22 protein-coding genes are annotated in these 24,870 nt (G+C 37.6%); 8 read left to right on the top strand and 14 right to left on the bottom strand.

Features of this window, described 5'->3' with window-relative positions:
- Window positions 1-120: 120 nt before the first annotated feature.
- The 3 genes from AN490_RS15065 to tnpA all read left to right on the top strand — a co-directional run bounded on the left by AN490_RS15065 (window position 121) and on the right by tnpA (window position 3,912).
- The gene (locus tag AN490_RS15065) at window positions 121-2,634 is read left to right on the top strand and encodes a tetratricopeptide repeat-containing serine protease family protein (RefSeq protein ID WP_300004907.1); all 2,514 of its coding nucleotides are present in this window, start codon (window positions 121-123) and stop codon (window positions 2,632-2,634) included.
- Window positions 2,558-2,899: a tetratricopeptide repeat protein gene (locus tag AN490_RS15060; RefSeq protein WP_366925045.1), complete on the top strand. Its 342-nt coding sequence runs from the start codon at window positions 2,558-2,560 to the stop codon at window positions 2,897-2,899. Before AN490_RS15065 ends, AN490_RS15060 begins: the two co-directional genes overlap by 77 nt.
- A gap of 560 nt (window positions 2,900-3,459) precedes the next feature.
- Window positions 3,460-3,912 carry an IS200/IS605 family transposase gene (gene tnpA, locus AN490_RS15055; protein ID WP_300004901.1) on the top strand — a complete coding sequence of 151 codons (453 nt, stop codon included), beginning with the start codon at window positions 3,460-3,462 and terminating at the stop codon, window positions 3,910-3,912.
- 75 nt (window positions 3,913-3,987) lie between these two features.
- Here tnpA and AN490_RS15050 read toward each other — a convergent pair whose 3' ends face one another.
- The 5 genes from AN490_RS15050 to fraC all read right to left on the bottom strand — a co-directional run bounded on the left by AN490_RS15050 (window position 3,988) and on the right by fraC (window position 8,759).
- Window positions 3,988-5,430, bottom strand: a complete 1,443-nt coding sequence (locus AN490_RS15050; protein WP_300004898.1) for a phosphoglucomutase/phosphomannomutase family protein — start codon at window positions 5,428-5,430, stop codon at window positions 3,988-3,990.
- Between the two features lie 120 nt (window positions 5,431-5,550).
- Window positions 5,551-6,201, bottom strand: coding sequence for a phosphoribosylglycinamide formyltransferase (purN, locus tag AN490_RS15045; protein WP_300004895.1), 651 nt, complete (start codon window positions 6,199-6,201; stop codon window positions 5,551-5,553).
- Between the two features lie 165 nt (window positions 6,202-6,366).
- Window positions 6,367-7,146 carry an ABC transporter permease subunit gene (locus AN490_RS15040; protein ID WP_300004892.1) on the bottom strand — a complete coding sequence of 260 codons (780 nt, stop codon included), beginning with the start codon at window positions 7,144-7,146 and terminating at the stop codon, window positions 6,367-6,369.
- 20 nt (window positions 7,147-7,166) lie between these two features.
- Complete coding sequence (gene fraD, locus AN490_RS15035) at window positions 7,167-8,177, bottom strand: septal junction protein FraD (protein ID WP_213717281.1); 1,011 nt, start codon at window positions 8,175-8,177, stop codon at window positions 7,167-7,169.
- Between the two features lie 36 nt (window positions 8,178-8,213).
- Window positions 8,214-8,759, bottom strand: coding sequence for a filament integrity protein FraC (gene fraC, locus AN490_RS15030; protein ID WP_300004888.1), 546 nt, complete (start codon window positions 8,757-8,759; stop codon window positions 8,214-8,216).
- A 237-nt stretch (window positions 8,760-8,996) separates the two neighbouring features.
- Between fraC and AN490_RS15025 the strand changes: the two genes are divergently transcribed.
- A complete protein-coding gene (locus tag AN490_RS15025; RefSeq protein ID WP_015078379.1) occupies window positions 8,997-10,133 on the top strand; it encodes a cob(I)yrinic acid a,c-diamide adenosyltransferase in 1,137 nt (378 codons plus the stop codon).
- An 89-nt stretch (window positions 10,134-10,222) separates the two neighbouring features.
- On the opposite strand, the gene AN490_RS15020 is transcribed toward AN490_RS15025, so the two are convergent.
- From AN490_RS15020 to der, 6 genes are all read right to left on the bottom strand, one after another.
- Window positions 10,223-11,059 (bottom strand): DUF4351 domain-containing protein, encoded by an 837-nt coding sequence (locus tag AN490_RS15020; RefSeq protein WP_300004884.1) that lies wholly within the window; start codon window positions 11,057-11,059, stop codon window positions 10,223-10,225.
- Between the two features lie 67 nt (window positions 11,060-11,126).
- The gene (locus AN490_RS15015; RefSeq protein ID WP_300004881.1) at window positions 11,127-13,880 is read right to left on the bottom strand and encodes a cold shock domain-containing protein; all 2,754 of its coding nucleotides are present in this window, start codon (window positions 13,878-13,880) and stop codon (window positions 11,127-11,129) included.
- A gap of 75 nt (window positions 13,881-13,955) precedes the next feature.
- Complete coding sequence (locus tag AN490_RS15010) at window positions 13,956-14,672, bottom strand: Uma2 family endonuclease (RefSeq protein ID WP_300004878.1); 717 nt, start codon at window positions 14,670-14,672, stop codon at window positions 13,956-13,958.
- 109 nt (window positions 14,673-14,781) lie between these two features.
- On the bottom strand, window positions 14,782-15,330 hold the full coding sequence (locus tag AN490_RS15005; RefSeq protein ID WP_300004873.1) for a nucleotidyltransferase family protein: 549 nt from the start codon (window positions 15,328-15,330) through the stop codon (window positions 14,782-14,784).
- A gap of 183 nt (window positions 15,331-15,513) precedes the next feature.
- Entirely contained in the window at window positions 15,514-16,443 is a 930-nt protein-coding gene (locus tag AN490_RS15000) for a CbiQ family ECF transporter T component (protein ID WP_300004870.1), read from the bottom strand.
- Between the two features lie 249 nt (window positions 16,444-16,692).
- Window positions 16,693-18,057, bottom strand: coding sequence for a ribosome biogenesis GTPase Der (gene der / locus AN490_RS14995; RefSeq protein ID WP_213711202.1), 1,365 nt, complete (start codon window positions 18,055-18,057; stop codon window positions 16,693-16,695).
- A gap of 450 nt (window positions 18,058-18,507) precedes the next feature.
- On the opposite strand from der, the gene AN490_RS14990 reads away from it, so the two are divergent.
- The gene (locus AN490_RS14990) at window positions 18,508-19,128 is read left to right on the top strand and encodes a hypothetical protein (protein ID WP_300004866.1); all 621 of its coding nucleotides are present in this window, start codon (window positions 18,508-18,510) and stop codon (window positions 19,126-19,128) included.
- A gap of 147 nt (window positions 19,129-19,275) precedes the next feature.
- The gene (locus tag AN490_RS14985; RefSeq protein WP_300004862.1) at window positions 19,276-19,461 is read left to right on the top strand and encodes a hypothetical protein; all 186 of its coding nucleotides are present in this window, start codon (window positions 19,276-19,278) and stop codon (window positions 19,459-19,461) included.
- On the opposite strand, the gene AN490_RS14980 is transcribed toward AN490_RS14985, so the two are convergent.
- Window positions 19,383-20,126 carry a response regulator transcription factor gene (locus AN490_RS14980; protein ID WP_213801058.1) on the bottom strand — a complete coding sequence of 248 codons (744 nt, stop codon included), beginning with the start codon at window positions 20,124-20,126 and terminating at the stop codon, window positions 19,383-19,385. The genes AN490_RS14985 and AN490_RS14980 overlap by 79 nt on opposite strands.
- Window positions 20,127-20,347: 221 nt before the next feature.
- On the opposite strand from AN490_RS14980, the gene AN490_RS14975 reads away from it, so the two are divergent.
- Window positions 20,348-21,421 carry an alpha/beta fold hydrolase gene (locus AN490_RS14975; protein ID WP_300004858.1) on the top strand — a complete coding sequence of 358 codons (1,074 nt, stop codon included), beginning with the start codon at window positions 20,348-20,350 and terminating at the stop codon, window positions 21,419-21,421.
- Between the two features lie 12 nt (window positions 21,422-21,433).
- The gene (gene hetI, locus AN490_RS14970) at window positions 21,434-22,150 is read left to right on the top strand and encodes a 4'-phosphopantetheinyl transferase HetI (protein ID WP_300004855.1); all 717 of its coding nucleotides are present in this window, start codon (window positions 21,434-21,436) and stop codon (window positions 22,148-22,150) included.
- An 80-nt stretch (window positions 22,151-22,230) separates the two neighbouring features.
- On the opposite strand, the gene AN490_RS14965 is transcribed toward hetI, so the two are convergent.
- Window positions 22,231-22,452, bottom strand: a complete 222-nt coding sequence (locus AN490_RS14965) for a ferredoxin-thioredoxin reductase variable chain (protein ID WP_213717268.1) — start codon at window positions 22,450-22,452, stop codon at window positions 22,231-22,233.
- Window positions 22,453-22,822: 370 nt separating this feature from the next.
- Window positions 22,823-24,751 carry a protein phosphatase 2C domain-containing protein gene (locus tag AN490_RS14960; RefSeq protein WP_300004841.1) on the bottom strand — a complete coding sequence of 643 codons (1,929 nt, stop codon included), beginning with the start codon at window positions 24,749-24,751 and terminating at the stop codon, window positions 22,823-22,825.
- Between the last annotated feature and the right edge of the window lie 119 nt (window positions 24,752-24,870).

Below are 24,870 nucleotides of genomic sequence, written 5' to 3'. Positions count from 1 at the left end.
GTCGGTTTTAACCGACTTTAGCTATCAGACAGGGGATTTATTCCCTGGCTAAATGAATCACTATTGAATGACTAATGAACTACTGACTAACTACAAATCATCTACCAATCAACAAATACCATGAACCGCAAAATTGCTATCATTTCCTCCTTATTATTCCTATCTTTCCCTCCATTGACATTAGCAAATCCTCCTCATTCTTTGACTCAAACATTTACATCACCTACCTGCAATATAGAACCAGAAAACGGTGAGACTGGAGAATATTCACCACAACAACTCCAAAATATTGCTAAACAAATTACAGTCAGAGTAATTGGTGATAATAACGGTGGTTCAGGAACAATATTTGCTAAAAAGGGAAACTCTTATTTAGTTGTAACTAACGCTCATGTACTTCTGGGAGTTAATAAAATGCAAATTAAAACACCTGACGGTAAAACCTATTCAGCCCAAATTCTTCCTAATACTAATTTTGGTAACTTAGATTTAGCCGTCTTGCAATTCACCTCTAATCAAATATATTGTTTACCTCCAGAAATTGCTAGTTTCGATATTAATAAAGATACAGAAGTTTTAGCCGCTGGATATTCTAGCAGCAAAGGTGAAATAGCTTTTAGAACTGGAACAGTACAACGAATAATTTCTCAACCCAGTTTAAAAGAAGGATATGAAATTGGCTATAGCAGCGATATTGAACAGGGAATGAGTGGCGGTGCAATTATTGATAGTCGAGGCTATCTTCTGGGAATTAATGGTAAAAGTGCTTATCCTGTGTTAAATTCTGGCTATGTTTATGCAGACGGAAAACGCCCCACAGATACAGAAATTCAAGAACTGCGAAAACTGAGTTGGGGAATACCTATCAAAACTCTTTTAGCTCAAGTAAAACAAGAGATTCTTACCGCTTATTCTTTACCTATACCAGATGAAAAACAGGGAATATCACAAGGAAAATTAACAGGCTGGTTAAAAGATTTAGAACAAAAGGCTAAACAAATCACCGTCAGAATTGATAGCAGTAGCGGGGCTAATGGTTCAGGGGTAATTATCGCTAAGGAAGGGGATATTTACACCGTTTTAACTGCGGCTCATGTTCTCTGTGAACGGGAAGATGCGACAAAACCCTGTGGAGGATTTAATTATCAAATCCTCGCCCCAAATGGTAAACAATATGCTGTGGAGAAAAGCAGTATTAAATTAGAAGAAGGGGTAGATTTAGCGGTAGTTAAATTTAGAAGCCAGGAAAATTATCAAGTTGCAACTTTAGCAAATTATCCCATAAAAGATGGTGAATATATGTTCACTGCGGGTTATCCCAAATTAGGAGATAAATCACCTTGGCGGTTCACATTGGGACAGATTTTTAGTAAAGAACAAGGATTATTCCAAACTACCCAATCAGACTTTAATAACAACAGTTCTGGTACATCACAAGCCGCAATTTCCTTAACAGGAGGATATGAATTAGTTTATAGTAGTATCACCTTTGGGGGCATGAGTGGGGGACCTGTATTAGACTCCCAAGGGCGGGTAATTGGTATTCATGGTAGGACGGAGGGAGAAGTTGCTATTGATAATAATAGTAGTAGTGGCGGGACAATCCAATTAGGTAATAGTTTGGGTATTCCGGTGAGTACCTTTTTGGCATTAGCCACCCGACTGAATACCCAAGCACAAAAGATAGAAACCACCCCACCAGCAGAACTAAATAAACAAAAAGCTGATTCTATTCAAACAGCGAGATTATCAATAGATGTTGACAAAGGAAATACTACCGCCAGTCAATGGTTAGAAAGGGGAAATCAACTGTGGCGGTTAAATCGTTATCCAGAAGCAATACAGGCTTTTGAAGCAGCAATTAACCAAAAACCAAAGTTTATTCACTTAGCTTATTATGGTAAGGGTTTGGCGTTAGGTTGGAGTGAAAAATATCCAGAGGCTATAGCTGCATTTGAGCAAGCAGTGAAATATAAGCCTGATTTTGTTCCTGCTTGGTATAATTTAAGTGTAGGCTATAGATATTCAAACCAACTGGACAAAGCCTTAGCAGCCATAAATAAAGCCATTCAACTCCAGCCCAGTAATCCTAATTCCTATAATCAGAAGTGCGGAGTTTTAGGGGATTTAAAAAAATATAGAGAAGCAGCAGCAGCGATAAATAAAGCCATTGAACTCAGTCCCCGTGCAGCATTTTACCTCAGCCGGGGAAATGTCCGTGATGATTTAGGAGATAAGCCAGGAGCAATAGATGATTACAACCAAGCTATCAAGATTAATCCTAACAATGCCCAAGCCTACAACAACCGGGGAATTGTCCGTTATGAATTAGGAGATAAGCCAGGAGCAATAGATGATTACAACCTAGCTATCAAGATTAATCCTAACAATGCCAATGCCTACAACAACCGGGGACTTGCCCGTGCTGAATTAGGAGATAAGCAAGGAGCAATAGATGATTACAACCAAGCTATCAAGATTAATCCTAACAATGCCAATGCCTACTACAACCGGGGAATTGTCCGTTATGAATTAGGAGATAAGCCAGGAGCAATAGATGATTACAACCAAGCTATCAAGATTAATCCTAACGATGCAAACGCCTACAACAACCGGGGACTTGATCAAGATTAATCCTAACGATGCAAACGCCTACAACAACCGGGGACTTGTCCGTTATAAATTAGGAGATAAGCCAGGAGCAATAGATGATTTCAACCTAGCTATCAAGATTAATCCTAACGATGCAAACGCCTATGGTAATCGCGGGCTTGTTTATTATCAACTTGGTGACAAACAAAAAGCAATTGAAAACTTACAACGAGCAGCGCAATTATTTCTTGCTCAAGGAGATACTGCTAGTTATGAACAAATAATGAATTTATTAAAGAGGTTATAGACAGCCATTCATTTAGCCATTTATCCGGGGAATAAATTCATCGTCTCATAGCGGAAGTCATTTATCCGGGGAATAAATTCCCCGTCTCATAGCGAAAGTCGGTTAAAACCGACTGGGAATTAAGAGGAGGAAATTGATTTATAAGCGTTGGTAGATAAACCTCCAAAAATTCCCAAAACCTGATCAAATAAATTCCCCAATCCATCACCAAAACCTGTTAAAATACCCAAACAACATCTTAAAAACTAGTCGGTTTCAACCGACTTTAGGTATCAGACAGGGAATTTATTCCCTGGATAAATGAACCGACTGGGAATTAAGAGGAGGAAATTGATTTATAAGCGTTGGTAGATAAACCTCCAAAAATTCCCAAAACCTGATCAAATAAAATCCCCAACCCATCACCAAAAACTGTTAAAATACCCAAACAACATCTTAAAAACTAGTCGGTTTTAACCGACTTGAGCTATTAGACAGGGAATTTATTCCCTGGATAAACGTATTCCCTGGATAAACGTATTCCCTGAATCAATAAACCCCTGATTATTTTAAAATCAATTATGGCTTTGTGGAGATTGTATTATCATATTATTTGGGCTACGAAAAAACGCGAACCTTTAATAACCAATCATATAGAACAGAAATTGTATGGTTATTTAATTGGTAAAGCCGACCATTTAGGTTGTATAATTCATGCCATTGGTGGAATTGAAGATCATATTCATTTAGTGGTTTCCATTCCTCCTAAATTATCTATTGCTGAATTCGTGAAAACCTTAAAAGGCAGTAGCGCTTATCATTATAATCATTCTTTAAGTGATGGAAAACAAAAATTTAGTTGGCAGGAAGGATATGGTATATTTTCTCTAGGAGGTAAGCAATTACCAGAAGCCATTAATTATGTAAATAATCAAAAAATACATCATTTGCAGGGAACAACAATTCCATTATTAGAACAAGAAACAGATTTAGATAAACCTCCTGAACCTGTAAAAATATCGGTTGATAGCTAAACAAATAGCCAGGGAATAAATTCCCTGTCTTATAGCTAAAGTCGGTTAAAACCGACTGGGAATTAAAGTTATAAATTAATTCGATTCAGCCCAGTTTTTCGCCCAAGCTAGAGTTTTATGAACTTCCTCTAGTGTGGACGCTTCACAATAAAGACGTAAAACTGGTTCAGTTCCGCTAAATCTAATCATTAACCAACTTTGATCAGCCAAACGGAATTTATAACCATCAATTGTTTGACAACCAATGACTTCTTTACCCGCAATTTCTGTCAAAGGTTGAGATTGCAACTGTTTTAATAGTTGCCCTCTGACTTCCATATTTGCTAAAGGTAAATCAATCCGATCATAGCTGGATGAAAAACCAGTTTGTTGTTGTAAATAGCGATAATATTCACCTAAATCCAACCCCGATTCCACCACAGCTTCTAATACATAAAGTGCCGATAATAAAGCATCTCGTTCGGGAATATGGCTACCATAACCAATCCCCCCAGATTCTTCACCACCTAGCAATACCTGCGTCGCTAACATTCGGTCAGCAATGTATTTATAACCTACTGCCGTTTCATGGATAGAAAGGTTATGTAATGCGGCTACACGGGGCATTAAGTCCGAACCACTCACAGTTTTAACGATTTCGCCCTGAAAGTTGCGCCGGAGGGTGAGATGGTCAATTAAGATGGGAATTAAGATTTGAGAACTTAGAAAATTAGCATCTTGATCTACTGCCGCAATGCGATCGCAATCTCCATCAAATACCAAACCCACAGTTAAACCGGTTTTATTAATTTCCCTGTGGTTTTTGATGACTGTAAATAGCCGGGAAAGATACTTTGGTAAAGGTTCAGGCGCACCACCTTCAAATAGAGGATCACGTTCGCTATTAATTTCCTTAACTTGTTCTCCTAATAATCGTTCTAGTCCCCCAGCCGCAGCCCCGTGCATGACATCCACAAATACTGTTAATTTGCCAGAATTGATAACTTCTTTGATTTTGTGAATATCAACTTTAGCCGCCAATGCTTGACAATAACTCGGCCAAGGATCAAAGGTTTCTTCCTTACCTGAAATCGCTGCTGGGGCAACTTCTTCTGATAATAAAGCCTCTATCTCTTGAGTAACTTCCGGTGGTACTGAACCACCAAAAGCACTTTTAACTTTTAATCCTAAATATGTCCCAGGATTATGACTAGCTGTCACAACTAATGCCCCTAACGCTTTGAGTTCTTTAGCCGCCCAACTATAAGCCGGAGTTGGGGCAAAGGTTTCGCTAAACAGGACATCAAACCCAACTGCGGTGACAGCATTAGCCACCACACGGGCAAATTCTTCGGCCATAAATCGGCGGTCATAACCGACAATAATCGTCCGGCTACCTACTTCAGAAAAGTAAGTATTATGTAAAACTTTGGCTGCTACGGTTGCGACTAATGCCAGGCGTTCAAAGGTAAACTCCTCACCTATCACACCCCTCCAACCATCTGTACCAAACTTGATTGGGTTAGTTACAACTGACATAAAAATATCCTAAATTTCTAATTCAGGATTGGGGCGAAGCATTTGGAAGATAAATTATCGGTCATTGCCAAAAATAGTTCTCCAAATGCTTCGCCCGTACAGTTGTCAGTTGTCAGTTGTCTATTTCCTTTGACTCAACAAAGAAATCGCCATTGGTAAAATCCGATGCTCTTGGATTTGAATTCTCGCGTGTAGTGTTTCTGATGTATCATCTGGTAAAACGGGAACAGCCGCTTGGATTAAAATTTCGCCACTGTCAACTTCCAAAGAAACAAGATGTACAGTACAGCCCGTAATTTTGACTTTAGCAACTAAAGCCTGTTCTACAGCTTGCACTCCTTTAAAACTCGGCAATAAACTGGGATGGATATTAATCATGCGATTAGGAAAAGCGTCAATTAAAACTTGTGTTACTAATCGCATCCATCCTGCCATAATTACGAATTTAACATCATACTGCTGTAATGTTTGGACAACTTTATGATCAAACTTTTCCCGATTTTTATAGTCTCGATGATTTAACAATACAGATTCTACACCCCAATTTTCAGCCCTAATTGCTGCCTTTGCCCCAGGATTATTGTAAATTAGAACTTGAATTTTGGCGTTAATTTTACCGTCGGCAATAGCTTGGGCAATTACTTCAAAATTACTACCATTTCCAGAAGCCATAATTCCTAGTTTCAAAGGCTGATTAGACGAAACTTGGTGATGATAAATATCAGGATAAATAAGACTATCAGTAGTATTTAGTGGGGAATCGTGAATCATAGACAATAATTATTTTCACAAAATTTTTGAAGGTCGAGAGTTTCAGATCCCCGACTTCTCTAAGAAATCGGGGATCTTGTTATTTGTTATTGAGAAATTTTTCTGATTTATTAATCATAATCATCTAAATCAAATTAATCAAACAAATCATAGTTGAGACGTTATTTAAAATTCTCGTCTTAAAAAGATAAGAATGGCAATCGCTAACAACATAAAACTATAAAGCAAACCATATCCCGCATTGGTAATTAATGTAATTGTATCAGGTAGTGCTTGCAAACCGTAAACAGCATCATTTTTTAAATCTAATCTAGATAAATCTGGCAAGATCAGATATAAACTTTGGGTAATGCGTTCCATAGCAGGGTTCTGACTCAATTTACCTAATGCCACTAGATCTTGAGTAATATTCCCTATTAAATACACTGCAAATGTTAGGGCTGTAGCTATCAATGAACTAGTAAAAACGCCTAAAGTAATGGCTACGGCAGTAATTAAACATAATTGAAAAAAGATGAATAGCGTAGCCAAAAAAATGCTAGTAACCGGATAGGATACTTGACCAAGTTGTAAGAATCCTAAATAAATTATTGTCATTGAAGTAATTAAGACACCGATAACTGCTGATAATCCTAAATATTTACTGGCAATAAATTCACCGCGGCTGATGGGTTTGGTAATTAATACTAAGATAGTCCGTTTTTCAATTTCTTTGTTAACTAATCCCGTGCCGATAAATATAGCCACAATTAAACCAATGACGTTCATGGTTGCCAAACCAAAGTCTAAAAAGATTTTATCAAAAGTAGTGACAGCAAATTCGGGAATGGCACGGAAGGCAATACCCAGGATAATGGCATAAAAACCGATGATGTACAGGATGCGATCGCGGATCACTTCCTGAAATACATTCTTAGCCATGACGACAGTTCTCATTACATTCATAGTAATTGCTTATTCCTTCCTTATTGTTGTGCTGGTGGAGAACCCATGATAAATTTACTTGTGCGATCGCAAGTCAGACGGGCAATGGTGTTTTTATTATCTGTTTGTTTACCAGAGTTAGATGGTTCTATCAAACAAGATTTTTTCCAGTAATATCCTTGAGAGTTAGCGCCAGGTCCCCCCCAAATTGTCAAAATATCTAGTCTATATCCAGATTTAATATTGACTACACGGGGTTCAACTCGCCATAATAGCCTTTCTTGAGATTGACCTAAATTACTATTAATCGTTCTTCTCCCCAAGTTTCCTAGTCGCGGTTTAGCTTCTAGTAACCATTTTTCTACTTCGGCCCAAGGTTTATTGGCAATTTGTTGATTAACTAAAGGTTGCAATTTATTTAAGATCAAATCACCAGTTTTCGGCTTTTTGGCTGGTGGTTCTAATCTAATCACAAAAGCACTTTTTTGAAAATTATCTGCTCGTAAACTAGGATATTCTTTTAACCATTTATCTATGACAAAGTAAAACTGAAGCCAACAACTAATTAGCATACACCAAGCTAATAAAACTACAACTTTTTGACGATCTTGTAATTTAGGAAGTTTGGCTTTTGCTAATTTTCCACCTGTACCTTCAAAGAAATTAGGTATGGCTGTAACTATGGCAGCTATTGTTGGCCAAATAACTATCGTATTCGGTGTTAATACACCTTCTTTTTGTCCAAAAGCAAAGATACTCACTAAAAATCCCGTTGTTACTGCCCCCACTGGCATAAAAGTTCCCGGAACTCTTAAAGGATCATCGGTAGTATACCAAGCTGTTCCTGCTAATAAAAATAGCCAACCACAAAAGGCAATAATATCTTTGATATACCCTAGGGCAAAATATGATATTCCCCAAGAAAAAATACTCAAATAAATTAATGTTTGCCACGAGTATGCTTTAGCAGGTGTCAGAAATTTTTGCACTCCTGCAAATAAATCCTGAATATATTTAAATATGCCACGTATTTCCTTCAATAAAAAGTTCATGAGATTACCTCTAATTAATGCAATGATGAATATTGATCATTTTATCGAGAGCGAGCGAATTAGGATAATGAAGGTTATGGCACTGTAACTGAGTGAATTGGCTATTAAGGTTGCAGTTATTAAATTAGTATTTTGCAACTTAGCCATATTCATATAACTGGCTTTTTGCTGTGAAGAAATGATTTCTGTTTCTGTTTTTTTTCCTCCTTCTCCCATAAAAATTATGAGGATCTTCATTAGTAAAAATTTCACTAAAAAAGTCGCTATGAAAATAGTAAATGACAATAAAACTATTATTGTGCCAATGCTAGGATCTTGAAGTTTATTAAAAAATACATAATTAATCAATTCTTTTTTGATAGCGATAGATAATATTGGTTCGACTGTGAAAAACACAATCCAGCCAATTACACTCGAAAAAACATTTAAGGCTATAGCATAAAAAATGCTGGTTCTTTTATCAAACTTCAGCCATCTATTCAGAATATAAGCTTCTAGGGGAATGGCAATTAGTAAGAATAATATCTCAAAAAATATCGCCCCAATGGGCAAAATTATAGGTAGTGATAATTCATCAGACATAATGGTAACAACAAGAAGATTACATTTTTTTGACTTAGTTGTACAGAGTATAACTGAAAGAATACGGATAATCGGCAATTATCTCATTCTTCTGACATTTATGATCTGAGTGCGCCAAGATATTTAGATTAATTGTATTATACATTCATTAAACTGTAATACGCAGATAAAAAACCGCACATTCTAGACTCTAGTTTCGTTAAGATAAGGAATTGCCACTTTATAGCTTTTCAAAATATGACAAGGAACGGTATCGGTATTCGCACAGCGCAAGTGCGTTCTGAGCGGCTTACGGGTCAAATTCACGTCTATGATGGTATTGGGAAAGGTAAGTCCCAAGCAGCTTTAGGAGTGGTTTTGCGCTCGATTGGTTTGGGCATTAATACACCCAGTGATTCTAGCCGGGTTTTATTGCTGCGGTTTTTGAAAGGTCCTGAACGGGATTATGATGAAGATGGAGCGATAACTGCTTTACAGCGAGGGTTTCCCCATCTTATTGATCAGGTTCGCACAGGAAGAGCGGAGTTTTTTGGCCATGATCAAATTACACCTTTTGATCGAACTGAGGCTGCACGGGGCTGGGATGTAGCCAAAGGTGCGATCGCTTCCGGGTTGTATTCAGTAGTTGTTTTGGATGAAATTAACCCGGTTTTGGATTTGGGTTTGTTATCGGTGGAGGAAGTGGTAAACACGTTAAAATCTAAACCCCAAGAATTGGAAATCATCACGACTGGACGCGCTGCACCACAAGCATTGTTAGATATTGCGGATTTGCACTCGGAAATGAAACCCCACCACCACCCCACAGCCGCAGAACTCTTTATTGAAGGGATTGAAATTTATACAGGTGCAGGTAAGGGTAAATCTACCAGTGCTTTGGGTAAGGCTTTGCAAGCTATTGGGAGAGGTATCAATCATCCTGGTTCTACCCGTGTATTAATTATGCAGTGGCTCAAAGGTGGGAGTGGCTATACTGAAGATGCAGCTATAGCGGCTTTACAGCAATCTTATCCTGAAGTGGTAGATCATCAACGGTGTGGACGTGATGCCATTGTTTGGCGGAATTCTCGTCAAGATTTAGACTATATAGAAGCGGAGAGGGGTTGGGAAATTGCCAAAATTGCGATCGCTTCTGGTGTGTATAAAACTATTATTCTCGATGAACTCAATCCCACTGTGGATTTAGAATTGTTACCTGTTGATCCGATTGTCCAAGCTTTGTTACGTAAACCCCGTGATACAGAAGTGATTATTACCGGGCGCTGTCAAAATCAACCCGCTTATTTTGATTTGGCTAGTATTCACTCTGAGGTTTATTGTCATAAACACTATGCAAATCAAGGTGTGGAATTGAAACGGGGGGTTGATTTTTAAACCGATAATATCCCCGACTTCTTAAAGCAGTCGGGGATCTAGTTTTTAGTTTTTGTTTGGATTGAGAAAACCCAACCCAAAAATCACTATTAGCGATGTTCTTCTTGATTTAACCAAGTTACTAAATCAGCAATTTCGGAAATATTAAACAACGCTGCACCTAAATTTTCTAGCTGTTCAACCGATAAGACTTTTACTCTTTCAAGTATTTCAGAATCAAGTTGTCCAAAGCGTTGATTAAGTAACATTAGACAAAATTTAACTGCCTCTTTTTGTTCTCCTTTTCCTTCTCCCTTCTGCAAAATATCCTGATAAATTACTGATTCTTGCATAATATCCTCACTTAACAATTGACGAATAAAATCTTTTTCAAACCGTAACCCGGCTAAAATCTCTGTGTAAGCTGCAATATCCTGTTTAGTCTCCCTATCTGCAATTTTAGCAACATTATTAGCAATTTGGGATAATAAACCTTGGGGTGAATTTGTCCGGGTTAATGGTGCTAATGGTAATAATGGCAGACTATTCAAAAATAATTCTGGTTCTTCTTCCCACATTCTGATCACACGGTAACGATGTCTGGTTGTTTCGTTAACATATTCTTCAGTAAAAACAGTTGGATCATTTGTTTCTTGCAAGAAAATCACTACTTGGGTTACAGGAACTTGATATGTACGGATTAATCTCACTGAATAATCTAACTCTCTAAAAGGAATGGGAGGTTTAGATTGTGGGTTGGTTTGAAATTCAATATGTAAAATGCGATTTTCTGTTTGTAAGAAAGTGACAAAATCAGCGCGAATTGGTTCTATACTCAATTCTGTTTTTAAGACTTTGATGGTTTTTGGTTCTTGGGGAAGTAACCATTTAGCAAAGTCAAAGGGATATTTTTCTGCTAGTAGTTTACAAACGTTGTCAAAACTCATAGGGTTATTGATGTATAAATTAGAAAATTATTTTGGCTCTCCTAGTTTCACGGAAGAGATAAGATAATTAATTTGTATGTCCACATGAACGACAAACACGAACTTGCTGATTTTTTTCGTTAACTGTCAGCATCATTCCTCTTTTTCCACATTGAGGGCATTGGGGTCCAGTTATCTTCTTATCTTTAGGTAGCTTGATTTGGTGATTACAGGAACGACATTGACGGTAGCGATAATTTCCTTTGCTGACTGTCATTGCTGGTGTGCCACATTTTGGGCAAATATCTCCTTGAGTATAAATATTACTGTATTGCGCTCCACTTCCACAGTGAATACAAATATAATATCTTTTTTCCGGTGATTTATATTTACTTTCTCGACTATCAATTATTGCCTCACATCCCCAGCAGTCATTTAAGTAAATATTACGGTCATGACCAATTCCATGTTTACAAGAGAAAACTGTTACCCTGAATTTAGCCTGAAACGTAGCATAGAAGGGATGATGTGGCATCGTATCTTCACACACGGAACATTTTAATCTTAACCGAATTTCATTAATGCGATTAACCCAACCTGATAACTTTGGAACATAATCTTCAGGTTTTTCCATTTCCTTAATTTTCGGTACAATATCTGCTATTTCAAAAAGCTCTAGTAAAGACCAATCTCTCCAATCTTGTGAACAATCAGCATAAAGACGCGCACCATAATAAGATAATCCAGAACTGGAATTATCAGTTTTCTTAGAGTCGAATAAATCACAAGCTGTTCTTAGTCTTGGGCAGTAAGCAAGAGAGACTCGGTTAGTTTTTAACTGCTTATCTTCATCTCTTGCCCAAGGTTTTGCGACACAATATTTAACTTTTTTAGGTTTACATAAGGGAAGTAATGGGTCTATATCTATAGCTTCAGAAAAAGTCTTTGCTTGTTGTATTACATAATCTGTTAACAGGTCATGTACTTTTTGAAAAACTTGATTAGCACTATTTTGATTTTCTTTCACCCATATAATGTTGAGTACGCATCTAACCAAAGAGTCATTTTCTGGATAACTTTTTATGATTTTATTCAGTGCATTTAGAAAGTTAGATGTATTTTTACTTTCTTTCTCCAACCGATAAACACACATTATTTTTGCTTTTCTCGATAAATAACGCCAAAAGGATAAGTCATCAGATTCTATTAATGACCATATTAAATTAACTTGCTCATCTGGAGGTAAGAAAGAAAAACATTGAAGTATGGGTTCTTGATATTTTAACCATTTTGGTAGTCTTTCTATTAATTCAATCTGTTCTTTAATAGAAAAAGTTTTAAGAATATTTCCTATTTTTAGGATAATATCTTTATTTTCTACTGCATCTTCTTTTTTAAGCTTGGATAAAAGTATATTAACTTTCTCGTGTGCTGGTAAAAACTCTAATATTTCATCGCATTTTTTTACACTCTCTGATAGTAAAGACAACAGTTTCAGAAGATTATTGTTTAAATTTTCAGTCAGTAATTGTGAAATTCTAGCTATGATAAATTCATGATCATTAACGTTATTCTTAAATTTTTCTACAAGGATAGTAATTTGTTCAATAGATGGTAAAAATATTAAAATAGCATCGTGACTTTTAATCCAATATTTATCTTGAAATATGGAAATTAGTGAAGGAATTTCTTCTAGTGCAGATTCTTCAAGTATTTTAGCAATTTCTAAAAATTTATCTTGATGACTTAAATCTTTTTGATTACTAATTTGACTAACAAGTATTCCAATACGTCTATCTCGCGGTGCTATGGTCCAAATCTGTTTTTCTAGAATAATATAATTAGGTATTACGCCCCACAGAGAAATTGATGCTGAAACTTCTAAAATATCTTGCAAATCATTTAATAGTGTTTCTTTAATATGAGAATCATTTTGCACATGACTTATAAGTTCAATTAAGCATTTGATCTGTAGTTCTTGATTCAGTTTTTTACGATTTTCTGGAGCATCTAAATATAATTCATACAACTTATTTATAACCTTATTGCATAAATTTGACTTAAGATTTTGAGACTTGTTTATTATATTAAATATGTCTTCTCGTAAACTATCATCTATTTCTTTAGTGAAATCGTCCCTTAAAATTTGTAAGAATAGTTGACGTTGATCTTTATCAGGTAATACTGGTGTAAGACTTTCAACTTCAAAGTAAAGCGATATAGGTTCTGGTAGATCACGTAAAAAACGTCGTTTTTCCCATAATGCGTATCTGTTTAATTTTTGAGATGCTAAAGATACAGCTTCATCTAGAGAATGATTATTGAGATAACCCCAAAGTCCAAAAGCACAAAATCTAGGATCTTTGTGGCTCAGACAACGTTCAATAATATCTGAATCTGTTTCTTCTTTATTAAGTAAGTGTACATTTATTGCTTTACATTCATTGCCATCTTGTTGCAATTCAAATTTCACAAGTCTTCCAGATTGTAAATCTAATTCGGAACAATTAATTTCTTTTTTATGTACTAATATATTATCTTGATAATCAGAATCTATAAACCAATAATTATTGGGATGAGTAGAGTTACAAAAATTTTTAAGTTTGCCAACTTCCTTAAATAAATTTAAGTTTTTAGCTATTGCTTTATTAGTTTGCGGATTTATTTTTACATTAAATGTGACTAATATTCCCTCGCTTAAACAAGTTTCTTCACAACGAACTTGCTCTCTATAGACTTTTATTTGTGATCCATCTTCACGTTGAATATACCCAAAATTATTTTCTCTTCCTCTTGTGGAGTCATACCCACCAAACCACTTTACAAAACCAATTTCCCTCATGGTTCACCTGTGTTTATATTAGTCTTTATTAAATCCTGCAAATCCTTAAATCCTGTAAATCCTGATTCAGACAAATTAAATATCAGGTTCAACACCCAACTTTCTTAACTGTTCTATCAACCTTTCCTTTTGTTCTATTGGAGTCAAAACCCAATTACCAGAAACATCATACCAGCGTAACCAAGGCTGCTGAATATTATTATAAGTTCCTTCCCAAACTCCCAAACCTAATTCTATTTCTGGTATCCAAAAACGAGAATCTGATGATGATAAATCTATTTCTGCATAACGACCACCATCTAATTTAAACATTCTAAATTCATACTTGTAACGGTCAAAAATAGCATAATAGGGAATCCTTAAAATCTGTTCATAAACTTCCCATTTTGTAGGCGGTTTTTCCACATTCCGCAAAGTCTGTCCTAAATCTTCCTTTTCAGTTCCTGGTGATAGTAATTCAACTATAATAAAAGGAGTAATTCCCTCTTGCCAAACTACATAACTTAAACGTAAATCACCATTTTTATAAAGAGGAGAAACATCCACAGATACAAACCAATCTGGTCTTTTGTACCATGTTGGATGATGAGGATCATAATAAAGATTCATGTCACTAGCGGTAAATATTTTGTTGCTAGGATAGGTAGGAGAATTAAAAGTTTCGTCTAATAAACGAGGTTGTAATAAATGAAATTGATCAGGCAAACCTTTCTCCTCTGGATCTTCACTTTTGAGATCATACATCGTTGGTAACACTTCTTGAGGTGAACGGGGTGGATCTGTTTGATACATATTACTATTCCTGGAAAATTTAATTTATTGTGTGTTCACAGTGTTTTTAAACCTACGCAGGTGGGTTTTGTCTGTTTAGCCGCGACTTCTAGTCGCCCATGTTAATAAATCATAACTCATCCTTTCCCAACCGCAGACAAGAACATTTTTGCAAAAAAACCGCTGCTTTTTGATCAGCATCTGGATTATTAATATGTATTGGTGTTGGTCGAATAATCCCCTTAAATAAATCATCTAAACCGTAGGGAGTAAAAAATTGCCATTCTCCCTGTTTAGTCATCCTAACTCCTACAGCAGTCGCCGTATGTAACCAATTTGTAATCCCATCTTCTGTACTATTAAAAATCATATTTCCAGCCCGCCAATTTCCAAAACTGGCTTGATTTTTGACATCAAACTCCTGTTCAGGAAATTGTGTTTTCAAAGTAGACTTAGCAAATAATTCTTGTTCACGGTTTCCTACATGATCAAAAAAAGCAATATCAAAATCTTTAACAAATAAATCACATTCTTGCCCAAACAGAGAACGCCAAACTGTGTTTCTGACTGCACCTCCAGCCAACCACCAGTTAGGTAAATCGAGTTGGGCTATTGCAGGTAAGACGGTGGCAATAATAGAATTAGAAAGAATAATTTGTAATTGTGTATTATTATTCATAATGTATAATTTAGAGGAGCATGAATAATATGACCATAGATAGTAATACTTTGGATTTAGTGACTGGAGGATTAGCAATGATTATTTTGGCAGGGGGGATGTTAATGATGTTTACTACCATTTTCAGCACTAAAAAATAATCAATTACCTCACCCAGTATTTCTGGGTGATCAATAATATCAGTTAAGAAACATCAGCACCAAAGGCTATTCTAATTACCCAAAATATCATTAAAGTGGCGATCGCTAACCAATCACCCATTTTCAACTTTAACTCTTGCCATTTAACTCGATGTTCATTAGGACTCGTAAAACCCCTTACCATCATCGCATTTGCCATTTGTTCCGCCCGCAAAAGCAGATTTTCTAATAATCTCTCAGTCACAATTAACCAAACTTTTGCCCCTCCTTTTAATCCTAGCTTTTTCCAATTAATTGCCCTAGTCATTACAGAACGCACTAGGTTTTGGATTTCTTCTAAAACTAGGGGAATAAACCGCAAAGATAAAGTTAACGTCAGGGTAATTTCTGTAACGGGAATATTGAACCTTCTCAACGGCTGCATTAAACTTTCCATTCCCGAAGTAATTTCTTCTGGTGCAGTTGTGAGCAAATATAAATTAGTGCTGTAGATTAATGTAAAAACCATTGTACTCAAGCTAATTGCCAAATCCAAAGAACGGCGATTTACTTTCACAAATCCTTTATCAAATAGCACATAGCTATATTCTTTATTACTATCTGCTAATTCGGGAGTAACTTGGATCTTTTTATCAGTTATTGGTTGGGTGAGGATTTGTTCATTTGCAGGTAAGCGAGACTGATAACTTACACCTAATCCATCAGGACTAATGGAGGCAATGACTAATACCATAAATGATAATATCAACAACCAGCCCATTTGTTGTCGCCATACTCGCAGGGGAATTTTGGCAAATACAGTAAAAGTAATTAGCAGTAATACCAATAATACCCGCCAATAGTTATTAGCGACAATATAGCTACTCAGAAAGCTCAATAACCAAATTAACTTAACTCGCGGGTCGAGTTTATGTAACCAAGTTTGCGGTTCTTCTAAGTAAAGTCCGAGAGGAAGCGATCGCAATAAATCCATATTTTGTCAGTTGTCATTGGTCAGTTGTCATTGGTCAGTAAGCCACCCGGAAATAAAACTCCGGTCTAATAGCTAAAGTACGTTAAAACGCACTCTGATTAACTCAAAATCAAAATTTATCCTATTTCTAGAATAAATAAACATAACACAGTCGGTTTTAACCGACTTTAGCTTTTAGACAGGGAATTTATTCCCTGGCTTCCTTTTTGGCTTCCTAACTGACTCCTGACTCCTGACTCCTTACGTTTCCTATTTTACACGAGTAGCTCGGTTTGGACCGCCAATTTCCACGTCTCGAACTTTCTTACTGCGCCAAAATAGCCGAATGGGTGTACCTTGAAAGCCTAACTGTTTTCGGAATTGGCGTTCAATGTAACGGCGATAATTATCATTAAAGCGGGTATTGTCATTAACGAACAGCGCGATAGAAGGAGGCTGACTACTCACCTGAGTACCATAGTAGATCTTACCCTGACGACCGCCCCGTGAAGTCGGTGGTGAATGCCAACTTATAGCATCTTCTAGCACTTCATTAATTACTGATGTACTCACACGGCGTTTGTGTGCCTCAGCCGCTGTATTTACCAATTCTAAAATCTTTTCTACCCGTTGTCCCGTAACAGCACTAACATAAATGGTATCTGCCCATTCTGTAAAGTGTAAGCGTGATTCTAACTCTTTTGCATGATCATAAATGGTATACGAATCTTTCTCAACAGCATCCCACTTGTTGACAACAATAACACAAGCGCGACCTTCTTCTAAAACGCGACCTGCTAATTTTTGATCTTGTTCAGTTACGCCATCTACGGCATCAATCACTAATAAAACCACATCAGAGCGGCGAATAGCTTTGAAAGCGCGGTTAATACTGAAAAATTCTGTCCCGTATTCTATATGTTTCTTTTTGCGAATACCAGCAGTATCAATTAACCTATAGGTTTGATCACCTCGTTCAACTACTGTATCAATTGTATCTCTAGTTGTTCCAGAAATAGGACTGACAATAGCTCTATATTCACCAACAAACGCATTGAGTAGGCTGGATTTCCCCACATTTGGTCTACCAATAATGGCAACTTTAATTTCCTTATTTTCCTCTTCTTCTACTATCAGAGGAATGTGATTCATTAACTCATCCAGAATTTCCCCTGTCCCACTACCATGAATCGCGGAAATGGGGAAAGGTTCACCTAGTCCCAATTCCCAAAATTCAGCAGCTTGAATCACCCCTTGATCTGGAGATTCACATTTATTCACAGCCAGTAATACGGGTACTGGTTGTTGACGTAACCATTCAGAAATTTCTTCATCTGCGGGCATCAAACCAGCTTGTCCATCCACAACAAAAATAGCAGCACAAGCTTCTGAAAGTGCTGTTAACGCCTGTTGGCGAATCATGGGGAGAAATTCGGTGTCATCGTTAAAAACCAAGCCACCTGTGTCCACTACCACAAATTCCCGATCATTCCAAAAAGCTGGACGATAGGTGCGATCGCGTGTTACCCCTGGTTCATCATGGACTATTGCCGTTTGATCTCCGGCAAGACGATTAACAAAGGTAGATTTGCCCACATTGGGGCGACCGATAATTGCAACAATTGGCAATGCCATAAACTAGAGTTCTTTAGTGCTGAGTGTGTAGGTGTGCTGAGTTTTGTCTCTACGTTCTTCACCCAGCACTGTTTTAGATAACTATTTATTGTACCATGGTTTTTGATAATTAGGAGTTTTTGAAAAAGTTGTCTGTCAGGGTAGGGAACTCTTAACTCTTAACTGGGAACAGTTTTGTTCTAAAAATCTGCAATTAGAAATAATTAAATTTGTCAATACTGTAGCCAAATTAGGATGGTTCAAAGGCTGTATAAGCATTGTGAGTACGACCAAGTGAGGTAAACTGCGATATTTAGAGAATTTTTTGTGTCAACATACGAGCTATGTAGACTGGTTCAGGAAGATTGTCTTTGCCAGCTAATTTTGTTATTTTGGGGTTACTATGTCTTTAAGTGTAAAATATTGTTATGAGATTCAATATTTATGGTCACATAGTATTAAACTTTGTCCGTGTTAACTATTTTATTTTTGAACACCATGTTCATCAACCAAAAAGTTTGTATAGCTATCGCTGGTGCTACCTTGGCTGGGGCAATTGGTTATGCTTCCCCTGCTGGTGCTGTTGTTTTTACCTATAATGGTTTAAAGTACGATGTAACTAAACACAGTTTCAATGGCAATGATGCTTTTTCCGGCACAAACGCTTTGAACACTTCACTTAATGCGTTGTGGGGAAATAAATCTCTTGCTAATGGATTGGCTAGTGTTGTTGGTTGTCAATTAGGCGGTTGTTACGTGAATCCGACTGGAATAAATGGGAATGATTGGGCAGGAGTGTACTTCGCTTACGCAACCCAGAATCCAAACGTATATGCAAGGCCGAACACTATTCTAAGTTTAGCGTCAATACAGCCGAACAATTCAACCCAACTTCCATATATAGGAGAAGTTCAACACTCCTACAACATAGATAACTGGAATAATCGCAACCGATGGTTCGCTACAGCTGTGGCTGTGCCTGTGCCTTGGGATATTTCAGGGAGTGGTACTATTCTTGGTTCTATAACAGGAATTGGTCTTGGTGTAGGGTTAAAGCGATTAAAAAGCAAAAAAACATTAACAATAAGTTAAGTTGGCGTTAAAAATTCAATCTATGTAACAATACCTTGTCCAAATCGAAAAAACTCTTGATTTGTAGGTTGGGTTGACGTATGTTACCCAACAAATGCGTCGGGTTGCGCTGTCGCTTAACCCAACCTACTAGTAGGGGCGAAGCATTTGGAAGATAAATTATCGGTCATTGCCAAAAATAGTTCTCCAAATGCTTCGCCCGTACAGTTGTCAGTGGTAATAATTTTTCCCAGTCCCCAATGCCCCATGCCCTTTCACTCAACTATTGTAGCGATCGCTTCCTCAATTCCAGAAGATACACTGGGTAATTCCAGACAATATCCCGCACCGTAGACAGTCTTAATGTAGCGTGGATGACGAGGATCTGGTTCGAGTTTGGTTCTCAAATGACGAATATGCACGCGAATAGTCTCAATATCATCATCAGGATCATAACCCCAAACTTCTCTGAGGATTTCGCTGGGGGAAACGGTTTGTCCATGACGTTGTAGCAAGCAGTGGAGTAACTCAAATTCTAAATGAGTCAATTTCACTGTTGTTTTGAACCAGATAGCCTCAAATCTTTCGGGAACGAGAGTAATCGGTCCATAGTTGAGAATTTCGCTATGTTTTGCAGCTTGGGGAATCCTGTCCGTGCGTCTTAATAAAGCCCGTACCCGCGCTAATAACTCTTCTAGCTCAAAGGGTTTGGTGAGATAGTCATCCGCACCAGCATTAAAGCCTTCTACCTTGTTTTGAGTTTGGCTTAAAGCAGTTAACATCAATACAGGAATTTCGGAAGTGCGTTCATCCCGACGTAAGCGTTGACAAACTGTAAACCCATCTACTCTAGGTAACATCAGATCGAGCATGATTAAGTCTGGTTGTAGCTGGAGAGCCAGCGCCTGACCTTTGATACCATCTTCCGCTTGACTAACATCGTAGCCCGCCATTTCCAAGTTGACGGCAACAAGTTCTGAAATCGCTGGGTCATCGTCTATGACAAGAATCCTCGGCATTCTTAAAAATTATAACTACTTTATTTAAGGTTAATTGACGTTTCCTCGACTACCAAAATTTCGCTACGCTTAGTTTTGGGGAAAATTTGAGGGACTGGTTAGATAATCAAGCAACCCGCAAACATTTGTGTTCCTTGATATATAAAAAGATTACCATCTTAATTATAAAAAATATGTTAAACCTAATATAAATATTAAAAGTAAATGATTGTAATATTTATATGTATAAATACGAGTATTTGCCGCCCTATTTTTTGCAAAATGGCGTGACCATGACGACTTATACAGCTTTATGGGCTAATCGTGATTGGGAGAGTAAAACTACTCACCCAGAACCAAAATATCAGGAAGTCATCTTCACAGGTGGTCAAGGTGTGCCAATTTTTGGAAAAGTTGCTATTCCCCCAAATGCCCATAGTACGATTGTTGGCACTTATGGTATTACTGGAGAATTAGACCAACAATGGTTTTTAAGAATTTTGGGACGCAAGGCTTACGCTCAAGGCTATGCTGTGGTGTTATTTGATTGGCGGGCGCATGGTAAAACCGCAGAATTATCGCCAACATTGACTTCTGATGGTTTGTATGAAGGGGAAGATTTTGTCAGAATTGCGGAAGCTGCGGCAAAAATGGGTTGTCCTTCACCATTTTGGTTTACGGGCTATTCTTTGGGGGGACAGTTGGCTTTGTGGGGAGTGAAAGCTGCTGCGGATTTAGCACCTAAAGACATTAATATTGCGGGTGGGGCGGTGATTTGTCCGAGTTTGGATTCGTTCCGTTCACTGACTTATTTGGTTACACACCCATTTGGTAAATATATTGAATCTCGCATTGCTAAGGAATTGAAAAAACTAGCTTGGAAAATTCATGCTGTTTATCCTGAATCTATGCAACCGGAAGCGATTGAACGGGCTAATAGTATTTGGGGCTTTGATGAAGAATTGGTGATTGCACGTTTGGGTTTTGCCACCGTCGCTGATTATTATCAAGCCAGCAGTGGGTTAGAATTATTACCTAAATTGTCCAAACCAACTTTTATTTTATATGCTGCTGATGACCCTTTATTTGATCCTGCCATTATTCCTGATTTAGAAGCCGCTGCTACGAAAAACCCTGACATAGATTTATTACTGACTCGCTACGGTGGCCATGTTGGTTATGTGAGTAGCAAAAAATGTCAAAATCAATATGAAGATCCTGATCAATGGTGGGCTTGGAATCGTGTTTTAGAGTGGATAGAAACAAGCCGTAGCCAAAAAATTGAAAATGGTTCTATGCAAAAAAGTAAAGTTTAATTATTAGCGATTGTGTTTAATTTTAATTGGCTACCTGCACCTAAAAAATTAGATTTGTTATTAAATGATGTGCATATTTGGCGCATTAATTTAAATTCATCAGAATCACAATTACAATTTTTTCGAGAAACTTTATCTAGTGATGAAATTGCTCGCGCCCAAAGGTTTTATTTTCCTGAACATCGGCAAAGATTTATTGCCGGACGTGGCACTCTCCGCGCCATTTTAGGGCAATATTTGGGTATTGATCCCAAACAAGTAGAATTTGAATATCAGCCCCGTGGTAAGCCTTTATTAGCGGCTAAATTTGCTGACAAAGGATTATTATTTAATTTATCTCATTCCCAAGATTTGGCTTTGTGTGGAGTAAGTTATCAAAATCAAATTGGTGTGGATTTAGAATATATTCGCACTATGTCTGATTTGGAAAGTCTGGCAAAACGGTTTTTTTCTTTTAAAGAATATGAACATCTGCGACTTATTTCTCCCCAAGAACAACAACAAATATTTTTTCGTTATTGGACTTGCAAAGAAGCTTATTTAAAAGCCACAGGAGATGGTTTAGTACAGTTAGAAGAAATTGAAATATCTTTAACACCAAATCAACCAAGTCAATTACTTGTATCAGGAGATTGGAATTTAAGAGAATTAACACCAGCAGAAAATTTTGCGGCTGCGGTTGTAGTTGCAGGTAGCAATATTAATTTGCATTGCTGGGAATATTACTGAAAAAGAGTTCAGAAGTGAGAATCAATTATTGGGGATACTGAATTCTTTTTAATTCCCTCTTCTGACTTCTGACTCCTATTCTAGATACTTTCTATTTCAAAATCGCGTAAGTGGGCTTTAAATTTTTTGCCAAACTGCACTAAAAAAGGAAAGTTAGCACTTACGGGTCTACCTTCCCATTGAGTAACAATAGCCACTATTTCTCCTTCTGTACCTTTGATGTCAAAAGCCTGACTACGATGTTCAGGATGATGATAAACTACTACTGATTCTTTCACTTGCACGCGATCGCCTACTTTCATAATATCTTATGTATCTAACTTTTTTTGTTCCCAAACCATCTCCACAGCTTTTTTGAATATAAAATCCAGCATGATTTAATGGCAAACCCAATTTTACAACACATCGCGCTATTAAGCCGTGGAACAAACTTGTATATTTCTTATTAAGATGATTGGTAATGGGTAATGGGTAATGGGTAATGGGTAATGGTAATACTCTTTTCCCTACCTCCCCTACTTCCCCTACTTCCCCTACCTCCCCTACCTCCCCTACCTCCCCTACCTCCCCTACCTCCCCTACCTCCCCTACTTTCCCTACCTCCCCTACCTCCCCTACTTTCCCTACTTCCCCTACTTCCCCTACCTCCCCTACCTCCCCTACTTCCCCTACCTACTCCCTGCCCGGACAGAATTCTCGCACCTTTTGGGGAAGTTGCCGACAGACCTGTGAGAATGATTGGGGAGATAATTGCCACCAAGCAAATAAACCGACAGTGGTACTTCCCAGCAACAAAACTAATAATCTCGCAAATAGTCCCAAACCTTTGCTTCTAGATGGTTTTATCGGTGCTGTCTGTGCTTCTGTCAGACTTAAATCAAGCAGGGCTTGGGAACTTGCGGCTAAATCTGTTTCTATGGATGCTGTGATAATTAATGCTTCTGAATCGGGAACAGCTAAGGGTTGGGGAGGAATAATTTCTGCCGGAGGTGCGGGGATAATTGCCATTGAGGATGGTTTGGCCACACGACAAAGGGTCAATACTACAGATATATTATCTTGGCCATTCTTTTCATTGGCGAGTTTAATTAATTCCTGGGTAGCATCTGCTATGTCTAAATCGCCTGTAAGCACGGGAATTGCGTAGTCTTGCCAGGATTGTTCGACTAAATTGCGATCGCTTAAACCATCGGAACACAGCAATAAAATCCCGTCTTCTTCTATGATAAATCGTTGAATCGAAAAGTTGAGAAATTCGGCTTCTTTTGTGCCTAGTGCTTGGGTCAGGGCTTTGGCTTCTGGGATTTGCAATGCTTGACGATATAAAGTTTTCCCTAAACCAACTTTTCGTTTTACCATATCATCATCTACAGTCAGAAGTTGACAATAATTCTGGGTTATCCAATAAGCCCGACTATCACCAATATGGGCTAAATAAAGTTCGTGGGAATTTTCTAATTGTTCTCCTCTTTGGGGGATTTGCAATGACATGATTAAGGTTGTGGCCATGCGTTCTTTGCCCTGGCGTTTTTGCTCGTCATTGCGCGACCATATCACATTATTAACGACTCGCAAACAAGACTCTATTTGTTGATATAATAAATCCGGGGTTAATAGTTCTGTTTGTTGTCCTATCTCTGTTAATAAAGCCCGCATTTGCAATTTGAGAGACTGCAAAGCTAATTGACTCGCAACTTCACCACCTTCATGGCCACCAATACCATCACAAATAATTGCTAGTCGTGGTTGTAATTGATCATCTATATCTCTCGGATGACTGGGATAACAGGCATCTTCATTATGTTTAATAACATTTCCAGGATCTGTTGCCCCGGCTATGGTTAAATATAAAGGTAAGTCGGCGGCTGTTGTTAGCAATAATTCATTAAGTTGAGTATTGATGATCTGTAAATCAATTTCTGGTTGACACATTAACTCAACTATGCTTTCTAATTTTTCGGCAATTGTGGTTTTGGCTATTGTCACCCAGTTGCGCCAAGAATTGCCTAAATCTTGTAAAGTTGGTGGTTCTGTAGTTTGATGCAGTTCTAATAACCGAATACACCAACCTTGCACACATAAATTATCTGCTAATAGTAAGCTTTGGGCAACTCCTAATTTTGATAAATGTGTCCATAGTTGGAGAATTTGCCATAACCAGTAAACTTGTCTGACGGGAGATGCTTGTTCCCAGGAGTCGGTAATTGTCGGGTAAATGCAGCCTATTTCATCTATGGGGGCATTTTCTAGCAGTAAAATATCACCATATATTTCTGCTAAGGAAGTAAACCCATAAGCTTGGGGAATATGTAAACGTTGTGAATATAAGCTGAGATAGGGAATAACGATATTTGGCAGTGGGGCAGGTATATGTGGTAGGGTTGCAGGTTTGGTGTCTAGCCAAATTTGTGGTTTGATGACTTCATATCTGTCCGCTACTTTTGTTCCTGGGGGAATTTCTGCTACTTGGTTGCCAGTTGCCCGGAGATAGCGGTAAATTAGCGGAGTGTGACAGCGATCGCAAATAGTATCCCCCACAGAGTTAATTGGTTGATCACATTCGGAATTTGGGCAATTAATAATCCGTTGAGTAGAAAGCATAATTAAATTGATGATTAGTTTTTTCTGTAAATATTCACTGTATTGATGTATCTAATCTCAAGTTAAGATGGAACTGCATGGAATCAGATTTTAAGAATATTTGAACGCAGATAAACGCA

The organism is Anabaena sp. AL09, assembly GCF_001672255.1.
Taxonomy (GTDB): domain Bacteria; phylum Cyanobacteriota; class Cyanobacteriia; order Cyanobacteriales; family Nostocaceae; genus Dolichospermum; species Dolichospermum lemmermannii.
This window is presented reverse-complemented; position numbering and strand designations above follow the sequence as displayed.